Genomic DNA, 14,168 nt, shown 5'->3' on the forward strand with positions numbered 1-14,168 from the left:
GCGCCGACGACGCCAAGGGCGTCGTGCGCAACCCGGCCACCGGGGACCTGGAGGTCGTGACGGTGACCCCGGAGAACGAGTCGGCCGTCGTCGTCCACGACGCGAACGCCGCCTCGCCCACCACCGCGTTCGCCCTCTCGCGGCTGGCCGACCCCGACACCCTGCACCACACGCCCATCGGCGTCTTCCGCAGCATCGAGCGGCCGGTCTACGACACCCTCATGGCCGACCAGCTCGACACCGCCGTCGAGCAGCAGGGCAAGGCCGACCTGGACGCCCTGCTCACCGGCAACGACACGTGGACGGTCGCCGGCAGGTAATCGGCAGCCAGCTGGGAGCCGGACCTCCGCTCGCGGTCCGGCTCTCACAGCACCCGCAGGGCCCTGACCTGGTCGGGAGCCGAGTCCCGCGCGTGCTGGCGGGCCATCCGCAGGACGGCCTCGCTCTCGCGCCCGAGGGCCTCGCGGACATGCCGACGGGCCTGCTCCAGATCGGCGTCGGGGCCGAGGACGCGTTCGACCATCGTCTCGTCGAGCAGCACCTCATGCTGGGAGACCACGGTGACCCCGGTGGTGTCGGGGAGGACCGACCACTCGCCGGTGTGCGCGGCGAGCAGGGCGGTGGGCCGGGTCTGCTTGTGGACGATGCGGCCGGCCGCGGGGAAGCACAGCCGTACGGAGTCCGCGGTGCGGACGGACCCGTCGAGGGTGAGGGTGTCGGTGGCGACCCGCTGGATGCCGGGCCGGTCCTCGGTCACGTCGGCGCGCACGATGTGCGGGACGCGGCCGGGCCACGCGCCGATGTCGTACAGGAAGGCGTACACCGGCTCGGCCACCGGCCCCTCGATCCGTACGGAGTCCTCGAAGGCCAGCCTGAGTCCGTCGAGCCGGTCCCAGCGCTCGGCGAGTTCCCGGAAGCGGGCGAGCGCGGCCCGGCTGTCGGCCTCGGTGGCCGCGCGGGTCCGCTCGACGTCGGAGGCCCGGTTCCCGGCGATGGTGACGTACTGCTCCAGGGTGAGCCGCGACCAGCCGGGGGCGAGCTCGTCGACGGTCCAGCTGCCGCCGGTCGAGGTGACGGGCGCCGCGGGCACTTCCTGGTGGAAGTCGATCCGCAGCCGCTCCGCGTCCAGGGTCCTGCGCCACACCGACTGGCGTACGTCGCCGTCGGCGCCGGCCCACAGGGAGTAGCGGTCCCGTGTCCCGTCGAAGTCCAGTCGTTCGACGTGCACGGTCGCCGGTACGTACAGCGGCCAGTGGGTGGAGTCCGCCACCAGGCCGTACAGGACCGCGGCCGGTGCCGCCGCGTCCACCGCGAACGACATCCGGTGTACTCGCTCGACAGCCATCAGACACCCCTCTCAACGCTTGATGCAGAGCCTGTCCGCAACCGCCGGAAGGTCTCTGGATTTCCGGTGGAGTTCCGCGTTGACCAGGCCGAGGTAGCGCCGGGGGGTGTCGGCCGCCTCGAGGGCTTCCCCGTCGAGGAGGATGCCGAACTTCCGCTCGATGTAGCCGGTGGTCTGCAGGACGGAGAGGCAGTCGTAGCCGAGCTCCACCCAGTACAGGTCGAGGACGTCGTCCGTGAGGTCGACGCCCTCCTCATCGCCTTCCCAGGCCCGCAGGATGCGGGTCAGAGCGGTGAGTTCCAGCCGGTCCATGGCGTACCTCTCTCGTCGTCCGCGAGCACGCGGACGCGTACCGGGTGGACCCGAGCGTGGCCGAGGGCGGTTGAGACAGGCTCGAAGCGGTACGTCTGTTCTTCCTCTGTTCCCCCGGCCCGCACGCGGACCGCACGCGGCGGGCCGCGCCCGGGGGCGCGGGCCTAGGCCGCGTACAGGTCGAAGGTGGAGGTGCGGCGCGGGCCGGCCACGACGTCCAGCGCCGGGTCCACCCGCAGCATCGCCTGGTGGAGGCGCTGCAGCTGCTGCGAGGGCTCCACGCCCAGTTCGTCGATCAGGCGTGTCCGCAGGCGGCGGTAGACGTCCAGTGCCGTGGCCTGGCGGCCGGAGCGGTACAGGGCGACCATCGCCTGCGAGTGGAGACCTTCGTGCTGGGGGTGCCGGGCGATCAGTTCGGTCAGCTCGGCGAGGAGTTCGGTGTGCCGGCCGAGCCGGAGGTCGACGTCGATGCGCCGTTCGGTGGCGACGAGGCGGCTCTCGGCGAGCCTGAGCACCTCGATGTCGAGGATGGGCCCGACGCGTACGTCGACCAGCGCGGGGCCCTGCCACAGGCCGAGCGCCTTGCGCAGCAGGTCCGCCGCGCGCTCGTCGTCGCCGTCGTCGAAGGCGCTCTGGCCGCCGGCGACGAGGCTCTCGTACTCGTGGACGTCCACGGACTCCGCCGGGATCTGGAGCAGGTATCCGCCGTGCCGGGTCGCGAGCACGTCCTTGGCCGTGGCCGGGGACCCCGGCCCCATCGCCGTGCCCAGCCTGCGGCGCAGCTGGAGGATGTACGTCTGCAGGGTGGTGAGCGCGCTCTGGGGCAGGTCCGTTCCCCAGATCTCCTCCATGAGCGTGGGTACGGGCATCACCCGCCCCGGGTAGAGCGCCAGAAGCGCCAGGATCTGACGCGGTTTGCCTGCCGTAGGAACGATCGATGCCCCGTTGACCTCGGCACTCAACGGCCCCAGAACCTGAATCTTCACGGTCTCTCGTCTCCCCTCCGCATTTCGTCGAGCTACTCCCGGTTTTCAGTATTCGACGCGAGAACGATAAGGCCGCCCAGGGCAACATCACCGAAACCTCAAGCCGACGTCGAGCGGTTCTCCGAAACACGGGAGTGGGTAGACCACGGAAACTGATAGGTTCCGATCAGACGTCCGATTACCGCCCCTTCCAGGGCCGAGGCCCTTACCACCAACATTCCGCTTACGACCCTCACGATTTCCCCAGCACATTTCGCCCGGAATCCTTGAACGCATTTACCGGACAGCTACCGCAAATGAGCGGGCAATTACCTTTCGGTGAGTTCTCAGCCGACGCGGGCCAGTCGCTTGCGGGCCGTCTCCGGGGTTTCCACCGGGTTTTCGGGGCCGGTCATCAGGATCGACCGCTGGAGCCGCCGCAGGGCCGACGAGGGCTCGATGCCGAGCTCGCGCACCAGGGTGGCGCGCAGCCGCTGGTAGACGCTGAGGGCCTCGCCGCGGCGCCCGGAGCGGTGCAGGGCGAGCATGAACTGCCCGTGCAGGTTCTCGTGGGTGCGGTACCGGCTGGCCAGCACGGTCAGTTCCGCGAGGAGTTCACGGTGCCGGCCGAGCCGGAGGTCGGCCTCGATGCGCTGGTCGAGCGCACACAGCCGGGTCTCCTCGAGACGCCGCGTCTCCATGTCGAGCTGCACACCGCCCTGTACGTCGGCGAAGGCCGGCCCGGACCACAGCGTCAGCGCCTCGCGCAGCAGCCGGGCCGCGCCGGGGAAGTCCCCGGCGTCCATGGCCCGGTAGCCCATTCCGGCCAGCCGGTCGAATTCGCGGACATCACTGGTCCCCCCGGCGCTGCTCAGCATGTACCCGCCGGGCAGCGTCACGAGGACGTCCTTGGGGGTCCGGGTGCCGTCGGTGCCCTCCAGCGCGGTCGCGATGAGGGCCCGCAGCTGGAGGACGTACGTCTGGAGCGTCGTACGGGCACTGCGCGGGGGCTCCTCCCCCCACAGCTCCTCGATCAGGGCCGCCACGGGGACCACTTGGTCCGCGTGGAGCGCGAGCAGTGCCAGCACCTGGCGGGGCTTGGCGGCCGTCGGCGTGATGGAGATCCCGTTCTCCCGCACGGCCAGTGCGCCCAGTACATCGATGTCCACGCCGTACTCCCCTACTTCGTCCGTGGATGAGCCCTTGAACTTCACCGGAATGAGCAAAAAACAGGAGCCCCGGTTTGTCAATACCAAACCGCTTGCGCCGTTTCCTTGCACCACACACCCTTCCGCACCCCTCAAACCGCCCCCGACCTGCGACTTGACCGGTCAAGAGGGGGTCGGGAGCGGCTTCCAAGGCCCTGGAGAGCGCGAAAAAACACCCCTCGGGACAGGTCCCGAGGGGCATATTCCACTTAAGAACCGACCGACTGGTCGCGTCAGTCGGCCGCGCCGACGGGTAGGGCGAGGCGCTCCGCGCGGGTCCCGTCGGCGAGGAGTTCGCCGAGCGATCCGTGCGCGGCGAGCCGCGGCAGCATCAGCGTCCAGTACCGGGTGAGCGACGACTGCGCGAACCACCCCTGCTCGGCGGCCCCGAGGACCTCGAAGCCCACGATGGCCGCCACGACGGCGGCGGCCGCGTCGTCCGGCGACACCCCGTCGGCGAGCCGCCCCTCCTGGTCGGCGGCGCGGAACATGGCCTCGACCCAGCGCCGCCACTGCCGGCGCAGATCGAAGCCGTGACTGCCGTCGGGGGCGGGCCGCGAGGTGCTGGCCGCGCACAGCCCGAAGCCCGCGCTGACGACCGGGTCGTGGGCCAGCAGCGCCATGAGGTCGTGCGTCGAGTCGACCAGCACCTGAAGGGCGTTGCCCCCGGAGAGCCGGGACACCGTGATCACCCGCACGGCCTCGGACGCCCGCCGCAGCACGGCATCGGCGAGCGCCGCCTTGTTCCCGAAGTGGAAGTGCAGCCCTCCGGCACTGACGCCGGCGCGTTTGCTGATCGCCGCGATGGAGGCGGTGACGAACCCCTCCTCGGTGAACACCTCGGCGGCGGCGCGGACAAGGGTCTCCCGCGTGCGGGCGGCGCGTTCCTGCTTGACCATGCGATCTCCACAAACCGGGTTCAACGGTTTGCCCAGTGGCGACGACCGTTCCGCTTCATGATCACCTTCCCGGCCGGAGCCGTACCGGACCCGTACTGGAGCGCGACTCAGGAGACGCCGGTGTCCCCCACGCCGCCGACCGCTCACCGTAACAAACCGTTAACCCTGTTTTTGGGGACGGGTGATGTCCTCGTGAGGCAAGTCATGAACAGGCCGTGAACTCACCCCGACACCTCCCCCGGCAACCCTCCCGCCGGAGAGGCCCGGCAGTCGCCGGTGGCACATGCCCAGAGGCGACCCGCGCGCTCACCCAGCCCGTTTGACCTTCCTGGGCCGCCCTGCCATCCCAGCCGCCCCAACCGGAACCCCTGGCCCACCAGAACGCGGCCCCGCCGATCACGGACAGCCCCGCAGCCGCCAAACCGGCGCGAGCCCGGGCGAACCTCCTGGTGCGATTGTCCGGAATTCACCCATCCGGTTATCGCGATACCGAGGCCTGGACTCCCTATAGATAAAAAACCGGTTGGTATATATTTTCTCTGCAGCCACACCTAAATCTCGCCAGTGCTGTCTAGGGGGAACAATGAGTGCGAGCACGTTTCAAGTCGAGCGCGCAGCGGCTACCGAAGCCAAGGCGTGGCAGGGCACGGGTTCACCACTCAGAACGCGGGGTCACCGCTACCCGTCCCTGACCGCCACCGTTCCGAAGGAATTAGTACACCGCGCGTCAGTTGCCGAGGTTCTGCTCACCGACTGGGAGCGGATCGACGACACCCACTTCACGGTGACCGCGCAGTGGCCCCGCAGCCACAGCTTTTACACCCCGGTGACGGGCGGTTACCACGATCCTCTTCTCTGCGGAGAAACGATCAGGCAGATCGGCAGTCTGCTGGCGCACGCCGAGTTCGGAGTGCCGTTCGGCCATCACTTCCTGTGGTGGGACGTCAGCCTCAACGTCCACCCGGAACACCTCCAGGTCCGTTCGACACCTGCCTCGCTCGACATCGAGGTCACCTGCGTCGAGGTCAAGCGGCGGGGCGGCATGCTGTCATGGCTCAGCTACGAGGCCGTGGTCCGCCGGGAGGGAGAGGTCGTGGCGACGGGCCGGCTGTCCTACACCTGCGCCAGCCCGGCCGTGTACCAGCGACTGCGACCCGAGCACGTACTGACCGGCGACCACCGCCCGCTGCCGTTGACGGCCCCTGTCGCACCGCAGAGCGTGGGGCGGCTGTCCCCGACCGATGTGGTCCTCTCCCCCGTCGGCAAGCCGAACCAGTGGCAGCTGCGCGTGGACACGCTCCACCCCGTCCTCTTCGACCACCCGGTCGACCACGTCCCGGGCATGACGCTCCTCGAAGCCGCCCGTCAGGCGGCCGCCGCGACCTTGGGGCGCTCCTCCTTCCTGCCGCTCAGCGTCTCGGGCGACTTCAAGCGGTACGCCGAGCTGGACGCGCCCTGCGTGATCGAGGCCCGCCTCCTGCCTCAGGACGGGCCCGGAACGGACGACGCCGTATACGTGACGGGCCACCAGAACGGCGAGCTGGTCTTCAGCTCCACCGTGACGGCAGCCCCGCACGTGGCCTGACCGAGCAGGCGCCCTCAGCGGTGCGTGAACGCCGCGAGATGTCCTCCCGCCCATTCCCGGAACGACGCCGCCGGCCTGCCCACCACCTCGTGGACCGTGTTCTCCACGCGGAGCTTGGCTCCGTCGCGCTGGCGCTCGGCACTGCGCAGCAACGCCTCGACCAGGGCTTCTGGATAGCGCTTCCCCCAGAGCGCGCGAGCCTGCTCCCGGCCCAGCTCCTCGAACCGCACGGGACGGCCCAGCAACTCGGACAGCTGGGCCGTCTGCTCGACCGCAGTGATCGCCCGCGGCCCCGTCAACGTGTACGCCCGGCCGCCGTGCCCTGTCCCGGTGAGCGCGCGCACCGCCACCTCCGCGATGTCACGCGGATCCACGCAGGCGTTGGCCGAAGCTCCGTACAGGGCCCGGACCACACCGTCCGAGCGTACGGAGGATGCCCAGGACAGAGTGTTGGACATGAAGGAGCGCGGACGCAGCAGGGTCCAGTCCATCCCGGACCCGCGCAGGAGATCCTCGTTCTCCCGCTGCCAACAGGTGATCAGGTCATCGGCCTGGCTGTCCTCGACTGCGGCGGCCGAGAGCTTCACCACATGCCGTACCCCTGCCGACCCCGCGGCCCGGACGAACCGCGCATCGTCGTCCCCGCCGACCCGGCTGGTCACGAGGAACACGCTGTCCACACCCTTGAGCGCCTGGTCCAGCGACCGCGGATCGCCGTAGTCCCCGTGGACGGTCTCCGTCGTGGGCGACGCTCCCGCCACCCTCTGCGGGTCCCTGGCCATGACACGGACCGCGAGGCCGGGGGCGAGCCGACGCAGCACCTCCCGACCGACCGTTCCGGTGGCTCCGGTCACGAGAATCATCGTCCGCCCTCCTGGTCACCGTTCCGCCACCACGGCGGCGAAAGCGTTTGCATTGCAGTTACCCGCTGTAAGATACGTACGGGACGGGCGGTTTGCATCGAGTTCCGCCGGCCAGGAAGTCTTGTTGAGGAGGGACGCACAGTGGCTGAGCAAGTCCGGGCCATCCGCACGCGTCGGGCGATCCTGTCAGCGGCGGCAAAGATCTTCGAGGAGAACGGCTATCAGGCCGCCACGATCTCCGAGATCCTCACCGAGGCCGGGGTGACCAAGGGAGCCCTGTACTTCCACTTCCAGTCGAAGGACGACCTGGCGCAGGGGGTTCTCAGCGCACAGGCCCAGAACCTCGTCCTCCCCGAGCGGGCGTCCAAGATCCAGGAGATCGTGGACATCGTCATGCTGCACACCTATCGCCTGCAGACCGACGCCATGGTCCGGGCCGCTGTGCGTCTCACCATGGACCAGCGGTCGCAGGGGCTCGACCGCAGCGGGCCGTTCCGCACGTGGGCCGCTCCCGTCCTGGAGCGGCTGGAGAAGGGCCAGGCCCAGGGCGAGCTGCTGCCGCATGTCGTACCGGCCGAGACCGCCGACATCATCGTCGGCTCCTACGCCGGCATCCAGTCCATGTCCCAGGCCCTCACCGACTACCACGACCTCGTGATCCGGGTCACGGCGCTGCTGCGCCACTTGCTGCCCAGCATCGCGGTCCCTTCGGTCCTCACTTCCCTGCACCTCGGCGAGACACGGGGATACGACGTCTATACCGAGGCCACGAGCGCCCTGCCCGAAGAGCAGGGCGTGGCCGTCCGCGCCTGAGGACCTGACATACCGGATGGTCCGTTTTAACTCCTGAAGGTCCGGCACGCAGCGGAACTAGTCTGCGCACATGATCAGTTCAACGCTCCGTCTGGTGCCGGTGACCCCGGACAACTTCGACGCGGTGTGCGCCGTGCGGATACACCCGCACCAGGAGCACCTCGTCTCGCCCGTCGTGAAGTCCCTCGCCGAGGCCTACGCGCACGGGCCCACCGCCTGGCCCCGGGCCGTCGTCGACGGGGACGAGGTCGTCGGTTTCGCGATGGCCTTCCTCGACATCGTCTGGGACCCGGCGAAGGACCCCGAGCACCGCCGCTCCGGCCTGTGGCGGCTGAACATCTCCGCCGGCCACCAGGGCAAGGGCTACGGCCGCTTCGCGGTCCTCGCCGTCGCCGACGAGATCCGCCGCCGCGGCGGGACGCAGGCGTACGTCACCTGGCACACCGGCGAGGGCAGCCCCGAGCCCTTCTACCTCGGCTTGGGCTTCCGCCTCACGGGCGAGGTCAGCGGCGACCAGCCCGTCGGCGTCCTCGACCTCGCCTGACCGGCCCCTCAGGCCAGCACCACCGTCCGCGGCGGCGCCGCCGCCGGGGCGGCCGGGGCGGCGCCCGCGCGGAACTCCTGCGGGCTGACGCCCCGGACCCGCTTGAAGGCGGTCGACAGGGCGAAGGCGCTGCCGTAGCCGACCCGCCGGGCCACCGTCGCCACCGTGGCGTCGGGTTCGCGCAGCAGGTCGGCGGCCAGGGCGAGGCGCCAGCCCGTCAGGTAGGCGACGGGCGGTTCCCCGACGAGCTCGGTGAAGCGCCGGGCCAGCGAGGCCCGCGACACCCCGGCCGCGCGCGCCAGTTCCTCCACCGTCCAGCCGTGCGCGGGCCTTTCGTGCAGCATCCGCAGCGCCACCCCGACGACCGGGTCGCCCTGGGCCCGGTACCAGGCCGGCGCCCCCGATCCCGGGGCGGCGAGCCAGGCCCGCAGGACGCCGATCAGCAGCAGGTCGAGGAGCCGGTCCAGCACGATCTCCTGGCCCGGCTCGTCCCGGGTGATCTCCGAGGCGAGCAGCGCGATCAGGGTGGCGTCGGCGGCCCCCGCCGGCCGGACCAGCACCGTCGGCAGCGCGCCCAGCAGCCGCCGCCCGACCTCCCCCGGCGCCTGGTAGCTGCCGCTGAGCACCACCGACGTCCTGGGGCCCTGGACGGTGTCCCCCCAGGTCCGTACGCCCAGCGCCTGGGTGTCGGTGACGTCCTCGCCCGCGTCCGTGCTGCACCGCTGGTCCGGGCCGACGGTGATGCCCACCGGGGTGCCGGGGGTGTCGGAGAGGGTGTACGGGTCGGGTCCCCGTACGACGGCCACGTCGCCCGGACCGACCAGGACGGGTTCTCCGTCGTCGGGCACCAGCCAGGCCGTTCCGCGCACCGGCGTCATCACCGACAGCGCGGCCCGGTCCTCGATCCGCAGGGCCCACGGCGGGTTGAGGACGGACTTCTGCAGGAAGGCGCCCCGCGCCTTGGGCCCTTCGAGGAGACCGGTCAGCGTGTCCATGACCCCATCCTGCCCGGCCCGGACCTCAGACGTCCCACACACCGGTGGCCGCCGCCTCACGGACGAAGTCGGCGAAGTCCCGCGGCGCGCGACCCAGTACCTCTTCGACGCCGTGGACCAGGTGCGCGTTGCGCCCGTCGAGGATCAGCGCGAACAGCTCGGCGAAGTCCTCGGGCAGGCCGTGCTCCCGCAGTTCGGCCCGGAACTCCGCGTCCGAGACGGGGACGTACACGATCTCCCGGCCCGTCGCCTTCGACAGTTCGGCGGCCACCTCGGTGAAGCTCATCAGGCGCGGTCCGGACAGCTCGTACGTCCGGCCGATGTGCCGGTCGTCGGTGAGCGCGGCCACGACGACGTCGGCGATGTCGTCTGCGTCGACGAAGGCCTCGACCGCGTCCCCCGTCGGCAGGGCGATCACCCCGGCCCGTACGGGGTCCAGGAAGAAGCTCTCGTCGAAGTTCTGGTTGAACCAGCTGGCGCGGACGACGGTCCAGTCGGCGCCGGAGGCCTTCAGCAGGGTCTCGCTGTGCTCGGCGGCCTCCTCGCCCCGCCCGGACAGCAGCACCAGCCGGGGGACCCCGGCGGTCACGGCCGCCTCGGCGAAGGCTCCGACCTGCTCGGCGGCGCCGGGGAAGGCGAGGTCTGGGAAGTAGGTCACGTACACCCGGCCGATGCCCTCCAGCGCCGGCCCCCAGGTGGCGGGCTCGTTCCAGTCGAAAGGCGGTTCGCCCGCCCGCGATCCGACCCGGACCGGGCGGCCCTGGAGCCTGAGGCGCTCCACGACGCGCCGCCCCGTCTTGCCGTTGCCCCCGAGGACGAGGGTGACCGTCTCGTCCTGCGTGCTGGTCTGCGTGGTGCTCTGCGTCTCGTTCGCGTTCTTCGTCATGACACCCAGTCAAGCTCCGATCGGCGAGACGCGACATCGCCGAGAAGCTCATCCGCATACGCGAGCGTCTACTCCTCCGAGAGGGTGTGCTTGACCAAGGCGTTGGCGTGGCCGTGCCCGATGCCGTGCTCGGTCTTGAGCCAGCCGACCAGCTCCATGTGCTTGGTCAGCGGCGAGGAGCGGATGAGCTCCTTCCATTCCTCGACCGGGCGGCCGTACTTCTTCTCGATGGAGGGGAAGTAGCTGGCGGGGCCCTTCACGGGTTCGCTCATGTCCGGTGCTCCTGTCGGTGTGTGATCGGTACGGGGAGAAGTGCCAGGGCGGTGCTCAGGCGGACGGCGCGGACGGCGCGGCCGCCGGCCCGTACGCGTGGACCAGGGCGCCGCCGCCCAGGTCGGTGGTGCCGAGCGGGGTCAGGGTCGTGACGGGGGAGTCCTCGTCGAAGAGCTTGCGGCCCTTGCCCTGCACCACGGGCAGCGTCCACAGCCGCAGTTCGTCCAGGAGGCCGTGCGCCAGCAGGGCGTTGACCAGCTGCCCGCTGCCGTAGACGAGCAGGTCGCCGCCGCCTTGCCGCTTGAGCTCTGCGACCTCGGAGGCGAGGTCGCCGGTCAGGAAGGTGGCGTTCCATTCGGGGGTGCCGGGGGCGATGCCGGCGCCGCGGGTGGCGACGTACTTCGGGAGGGCGTTCATCCGCCGGGTACCGCTGTCGGCGCCCTCCGCGCGGGCCGTCCAGGCCGGCGCCATGCCCTCGTAGGTCACCCGTCCCAGCAGCAGCGCGCCGGCCTCGTCCATCTGGGCGCCGGCGTACTTCGCGGCCTCGTCGTTCCAGAACGGCATGGACCAGCTCGGGTCCTCGAAGACCCCGTCGATGGAGACGAAGACGGAGGCGATGACCTTGCGCATGATGATTCCCCTCGATATGTGTACGGCGTCCACATCTGGACGATCCGCAGCCTACAAGCTGATGTGGACGCTGTCCACATCAATGGTCCCGGGCCGCTCACCAGCTCGTTCCCCTGCCACAGGGATGGACCGGGCCCGCGCCGGAAACTCATCGCTCCCGGCCCGGAAAACTTGCATGATCTTGTGATGACCTCGACCTGGACCGAGCACCACGTGACGACCCCCGACGGCGTACGCCTGTCCTGCCGCGACTCGGGCGGCGACGGCACCCCCGTCGTCCTCCTGCACGGCCTGGCCGGGCACGCCGGGGAATGGGAGGCCGCCGCGGCGCGCCTCTCCGCCCGCCACCGCGTCATCGCCGTCGACCAGCGCGGCCACGGCGCGAGCGAGCGCCGCCCGGCCGACGTCTCGCGCGGGGCCTACGTCGCGGACGTCGTCGCCGTCATCGCGGAACTGGGCCTGGACCGTCCGGTGCTGGCCGGCCAGTCCCTCGGCGGCCACACGGCGATGCTGACCGCCGCCGCCCACCCGGAGCTGGTGCGCGGCCTGGTCCTCGTCGACGCGGGCCCGGCCGCCGCCGGCCCGGACACCCCGAAGGAGATCGCGGAGGCGCTCGGCTCCTGGCCGGTCCCCTTCCCCTCCCTCGACGCGGCGCGGGAGTTCCTCGGTAGCGAGGCCTGGGCGGCGGGCCTGGAGCAGCGCGCCGACGGCTGGTACCCGCGCTTCGACGTCGACGTCATGGTCGCCGCCATCACCCCCGTGACCCTGCGCCCCTGGTGGCCCGAATGGGAGGCGATCGCCTGCCCCGCACTGGTCGTGCTGGGGCAGCGCGGCATCGTCCCGGCCGAGGAGTCCGACCGGATGCTGGAGCTGGCCGCGCACCACCCGGACACCGCCCTGGTGTGCGTCCCGGACGCGGGCCACGACGTCCACCTGGACCGCCCGGAGGTCCTGCACTCGCTGCTCTCCCGCTTCCTGACCTGCGTGGACGGGCGCAGCGGCGCGCGATAACCAGGTGCAAACCGCCCTGAACCCGCATTAAGGTCGACCCCCGTGGAACCGCTCAGTGAGAAAAACATCCGATCGTCCTTCGTGAACTGCACCAAGGGCGAGGCGGCGCGGCTGCGACTGCCGCTCGACTTCGCCGAACTGCCCTGGCAGGAACTCGACTTCCTGGGATGGGTGGACCCGGGGGCCCCGCTGCGGGCCCATCTCGTCGTGCCCCGGCCCGACGGCCCGGTGGGCATCTCCCTGCGGGTGCCCGCCGTGGGCCGTACCAGCGCGATGAAGTCCAGCCAGTGCCAGATCTGCCTGACCGGGCACGCCTCCTCCGGGGTCACCCTGCTCGCCGCGCCCCTGGCCGGCGCCCGGGGCCGCGACGGCAACACGGTCGGCACCTACATCTGCGCGGACCTCGCCTGCCCCCTGTACGTACGGGGCAGGCGGCAGCCCAAGCTGCGCGCCGGGCGTCACGAGGAGTCCCTGACGGTGGACGAGCGCCTCGCCCGGATGTGGGGCAACCTGGACGCCTTCACGGCCAGGATCACCGCGGGCTGACCTTCCCGCGCCCCGGCACCCGCGCCGGGCGCGGGAGCCGCGCAGTGATGTCGATCTCCATGGCGATCATGCGGCCCCCTCAAGGACCGTCGAGGTCAACAGATGTGATCACATGACGGTATGACGAGGACTCTCTACCTGTTCTGCTCCGCCGCCCCGCCCGTGTTCGACGTGGCCCATGTGATCGAGGACGCCCAGTCGCGCGGCTGGGACGTGTGCCTGGGCCTGACCCCGACGGCGGCGCAGTGGGTGTCCGGGAGCCTCGACGGGCTGGCCGCCCTGACCGGCAACCCGGTGCGCTGGCAGTACAAGATGCCCGGGGAGCCCGACGTGTGGCCGGCCGCGGACGCCCTGCTGTTCGCCCCGGCGACCTTCAGCACGGTCAACTCCTGGGCCCTCGGGCTCACCGAACGCTTCACCGTCGGAGTCGCCGCCGAGGCCCTCGGCAAGGGCACCCCGGTGGTGGCCATGCCGTGCACGAACGCGGCGCTCGCCGCGCACCCCCAGTTCGAGCAGTCGCTGGCCGTGCTGCGCGGCGCGGGCGCCGAGCTGCTGTACGGGGAGGGCGGGTTCGTCCCCGGCCCGGCCGGGCCGGACGCGCCGCCGCACTTCCCGTGGCAGGCCGCGCTGGACGCCGTGGACCGGACGGCCGCCACCCCGCAGGCCTGAGCCGGGACCAGGCGGGCGGCCGGGCGGCCCGCTCCGCCTACTCCCCGGTCGTCCCGTCGATCGCCTCGCGCAACAGGTCCGCGTGCCCGTTGTGCCGGGCGTACTCCTCGATCATGTGCGCCAGGATGTAGTGCAGGGAGTAGCCCTGCTCCCCGTAGGAGCCCTGCACGTCGAGGGATTCGGCGGCCGCCACGACGGCCCGCGACCGCTCGCAGGTCTCCTCCCAGATCCTGAAGGACTCCGCCGGGTCCGCGTCCTCGACGTGGAACTCCGTCCACTCCCCTGCCGCGTTCTTCGGGAAGTAGCCGCGGACGTCCTCGCCGTTCAGCACGTTGCGAAACCAGCCGCGCTCGACCTCCGCCAGGTGCCGGACCAGCCCGAGCAGGCTCAGGCCCGAGGGCGCGACCGCCTTGCGGCGCAGCTGTTCGGGCGTCAGGCCCGCGCATTTCATCATCAGGGTGTCGCGCTGCCACTGCAGGACGCTGGTCAGGGTCGCCCGTTCGTCGCCCACGAGGACGGGCCGGGTGCGTTGTTCGTCGTTCATCGGGCCATGATCGCGACGCTACGGAGGACCCCACCCGCCATTCCACATGCCGGACACCCCCGCGGACCGCGCACCCGCCC

The 14,168-nt window shown here is 71.1% G+C and carries 17 protein-coding genes and 1 pseudogene; 7 read left to right on the forward strand and 11 right to left on the reverse strand.

Annotated elements, in window-relative coordinates; translation table 11 throughout:
- A pseudogene (locus OOK31_RS38865) lies at positions 1–320 on the forward strand (2-oxoacid:ferredoxin oxidoreductase subunit beta); the annotation flags it as partial.
- Between the two features lie 44 nt (positions 321–364).
- Here the strand turns inward: OOK31_RS38865 and OOK31_RS38870 are convergent.
- The 5 genes from OOK31_RS38870 to OOK31_RS38890 all read right to left on the reverse strand — a co-directional run bounded on the left by OOK31_RS38870 (position 365) and on the right by OOK31_RS38890 (position 4,729).
- Entirely contained in the window at positions 365–1,345 is a 981-nt protein-coding gene (locus tag OOK31_RS38870) for an aromatase/cyclase (RefSeq protein WP_267092161.1), read from the reverse strand.
- A gap of 12 nt (positions 1,346–1,357) precedes the next feature.
- Positions 1,358–1,657: a phosphopantetheine-binding protein gene (locus tag OOK31_RS38875; RefSeq protein WP_267092162.1), complete on the reverse strand. Its 300-nt coding sequence runs from the start codon at positions 1,655–1,657 to the stop codon at positions 1,358–1,360.
- A 164-nt stretch (positions 1,658–1,821) separates the two neighbouring features.
- Positions 1,822–2,643 carry an AfsR/SARP family transcriptional regulator gene (locus tag OOK31_RS38880; protein WP_267092163.1) on the reverse strand — a complete coding sequence of 274 codons (822 nt, stop codon included), beginning with the start codon at positions 2,641–2,643 and terminating at the stop codon, positions 1,822–1,824.
- 326 nt (positions 2,644–2,969) lie between these two features.
- Positions 2,970–3,791 (reverse strand): AfsR/SARP family transcriptional regulator, encoded by an 822-nt coding sequence (locus OOK31_RS38885; RefSeq protein ID WP_267092164.1) that lies wholly within the window; start codon positions 3,789–3,791, stop codon positions 2,970–2,972.
- 272 nt (positions 3,792–4,063) lie between these two features.
- Complete coding sequence (locus OOK31_RS38890) at positions 4,064–4,729, reverse strand: ScbR family autoregulator-binding transcription factor (RefSeq protein ID WP_267092165.1); 666 nt, start codon at positions 4,727–4,729, stop codon at positions 4,064–4,066.
- A gap of 583 nt (positions 4,730–5,312) precedes the next feature.
- Here OOK31_RS38890 and OOK31_RS38895 point away from each other — a divergent pair.
- Positions 5,313–6,314 (forward strand): ScbA/BarX family gamma-butyrolactone biosynthesis protein, encoded by a 1,002-nt coding sequence (locus OOK31_RS38895; protein WP_267092166.1) that lies wholly within the window; start codon positions 5,313–5,315, stop codon positions 6,312–6,314.
- Positions 6,315–6,328: 14 nt separating this feature from the next.
- On the opposite strand, the gene OOK31_RS38900 is transcribed toward OOK31_RS38895, so the two are convergent.
- Positions 6,329–7,177 carry an SDR family oxidoreductase gene (locus tag OOK31_RS38900; RefSeq protein ID WP_267092167.1) on the reverse strand — a complete coding sequence of 283 codons (849 nt, stop codon included), beginning with the start codon at positions 7,175–7,177 and terminating at the stop codon, positions 6,329–6,331.
- Between the two features lie 141 nt (positions 7,178–7,318).
- Here OOK31_RS38900 and OOK31_RS38905 point away from each other — a divergent pair, with 141 nt between their 5' ends.
- Together OOK31_RS38905 and OOK31_RS38910 are read left to right on the forward strand one after the other, a co-directional pair.
- Entirely contained in the window at positions 7,319–7,990 is a 672-nt protein-coding gene (locus OOK31_RS38905) for a ScbR family autoregulator-binding transcription factor (RefSeq protein WP_267092168.1), read from the forward strand.
- A gap of 70 nt (positions 7,991–8,060) precedes the next feature.
- Positions 8,061–8,534 (forward strand): GNAT family N-acetyltransferase, encoded by a 474-nt coding sequence (locus tag OOK31_RS38910; protein ID WP_267092169.1) that lies wholly within the window; start codon positions 8,061–8,063, stop codon positions 8,532–8,534.
- Between the two features lie 8 nt (positions 8,535–8,542).
- Here OOK31_RS38910 and OOK31_RS38915 read toward each other — a convergent pair whose 3' ends face one another.
- From OOK31_RS38915 to OOK31_RS38930, 4 genes are all read right to left on the reverse strand, one after another.
- Positions 8,543–9,529: an AraC family transcriptional regulator gene (locus OOK31_RS38915; protein ID WP_267092170.1), complete on the reverse strand. Its 987-nt coding sequence runs from the start codon at positions 9,527–9,529 to the stop codon at positions 8,543–8,545.
- 25 nt (positions 9,530–9,554) lie between these two features.
- Positions 9,555–10,415, reverse strand: a complete 861-nt coding sequence (locus OOK31_RS38920; RefSeq protein ID WP_267092171.1) for an NAD(P)H-binding protein — start codon at positions 10,413–10,415, stop codon at positions 9,555–9,557.
- A 68-nt stretch (positions 10,416–10,483) separates the two neighbouring features.
- Entirely contained in the window at positions 10,484–10,687 is a 204-nt protein-coding gene (locus OOK31_RS38925) for a DUF4287 domain-containing protein (protein ID WP_267092172.1), read from the reverse strand.
- A gap of 55 nt (positions 10,688–10,742) precedes the next feature.
- Positions 10,743–11,318, reverse strand: coding sequence for a dihydrofolate reductase family protein (locus OOK31_RS38930; RefSeq protein WP_267092173.1), 576 nt, complete (start codon positions 11,316–11,318; stop codon positions 10,743–10,745).
- Between the two features lie 186 nt (positions 11,319–11,504).
- Here OOK31_RS38930 and OOK31_RS38935 point away from each other — a divergent pair, with 186 nt between their 5' ends.
- The 3 genes from OOK31_RS38935 to OOK31_RS38945 all read left to right on the forward strand — a co-directional run bounded on the left by OOK31_RS38935 (position 11,505) and on the right by OOK31_RS38945 (position 13,544).
- A complete protein-coding gene (locus OOK31_RS38935) occupies positions 11,505–12,329 on the forward strand; it encodes an alpha/beta fold hydrolase (protein WP_267092174.1) in 825 nt (274 codons plus the stop codon).
- A 42-nt stretch (positions 12,330–12,371) separates the two neighbouring features.
- Positions 12,372–12,875 carry an FBP domain-containing protein gene (locus tag OOK31_RS38940; protein WP_267092175.1) on the forward strand — a complete coding sequence of 168 codons (504 nt, stop codon included), beginning with the start codon at positions 12,372–12,374 and terminating at the stop codon, positions 12,873–12,875.
- A 120-nt stretch (positions 12,876–12,995) separates the two neighbouring features.
- A complete protein-coding gene (locus OOK31_RS38945; RefSeq protein ID WP_267092176.1) occupies positions 12,996–13,544 on the forward strand; it encodes a flavoprotein in 549 nt (182 codons plus the stop codon).
- Between the two features lie 37 nt (positions 13,545–13,581).
- Here OOK31_RS38945 and OOK31_RS38950 read toward each other — a convergent pair whose 3' ends face one another.
- Complete coding sequence (locus OOK31_RS38950) at positions 13,582–14,088, reverse strand: DinB family protein (protein ID WP_267092177.1); 507 nt, start codon at positions 14,086–14,088, stop codon at positions 13,582–13,584.
- Between the last annotated feature and the right edge of the window lie 80 nt (positions 14,089–14,168).

The sequence above is a fragment of the Streptomyces sp. NBC_00249 genome (genome assembly GCF_026342355.1).
Classification (GTDB): Bacteria; Actinomycetota; Actinomycetes; order Streptomycetales; family Streptomycetaceae; genus Streptomyces.

Coding starts and splice junctions, on each gene's coding strand:
- OOK31_RS38875 (WP_267092162.1), bottom strand. CDS start 1,657: ATGGACCGGCTGGAACTCACCGCTCTGACCCGCATCCTGCGGGCCTGG.
- OOK31_RS38895 (WP_267092166.1), top strand. CDS start 5,313: ATGAGTGCGAGCACGTTTCAAGTCGAGCGCGCAGCGGCTACCGAAGCC.
- OOK31_RS38870 (WP_267092161.1), bottom strand. CDS start 1,345: ATGGCTGTCGAGCGAGTACACCGGATGTCGTTCGCGGTGGACGCGGCG.
- OOK31_RS38945 (WP_267092176.1), top strand. CDS start 12,996: ATGACGAGGACTCTCTACCTGTTCTGCTCCGCCGCCCCGCCCGTGTTC.
- OOK31_RS38915 (WP_267092170.1), bottom strand. CDS start 9,529: ATGGACACGCTGACCGGTCTCCTCGAAGGGCCCAAGGCGCGGGGCGCC.
- OOK31_RS38900 (WP_267092167.1), bottom strand. CDS start 7,177: ATGATTCTCGTGACCGGAGCCACCGGAACGGTCGGTCGGGAGGTGCTG.
- OOK31_RS38925 (WP_267092172.1), bottom strand. CDS start 10,687: ATGAGCGAACCCGTGAAGGGCCCCGCCAGCTACTTCCCCTCCATCGAG.
- OOK31_RS38950 (WP_267092177.1), bottom strand. CDS start 14,088: ATGAACGACGAACAACGCACCCGGCCCGTCCTCGTGGGCGACGAACGG.
- OOK31_RS38930 (WP_267092173.1), bottom strand. CDS start 11,318: ATGCGCAAGGTCATCGCCTCCGTCTTCGTCTCCATCGACGGGGTCTTC.
- OOK31_RS38920 (WP_267092171.1), bottom strand. CDS start 10,415: ATGACGAAGAACGCGAACGAGACGCAGAGCACCACGCAGACCAGCACG.
- OOK31_RS38935 (WP_267092174.1), top strand. CDS start 11,505: ATGACCTCGACCTGGACCGAGCACCACGTGACGACCCCCGACGGCGTA.
- OOK31_RS38890 (WP_267092165.1), bottom strand. CDS start 4,729: ATGGTCAAGCAGGAACGCGCCGCCCGCACGCGGGAGACCCTTGTCCGC.
- OOK31_RS38910 (WP_267092169.1), top strand. CDS start 8,061: ATGATCAGTTCAACGCTCCGTCTGGTGCCGGTGACCCCGGACAACTTC.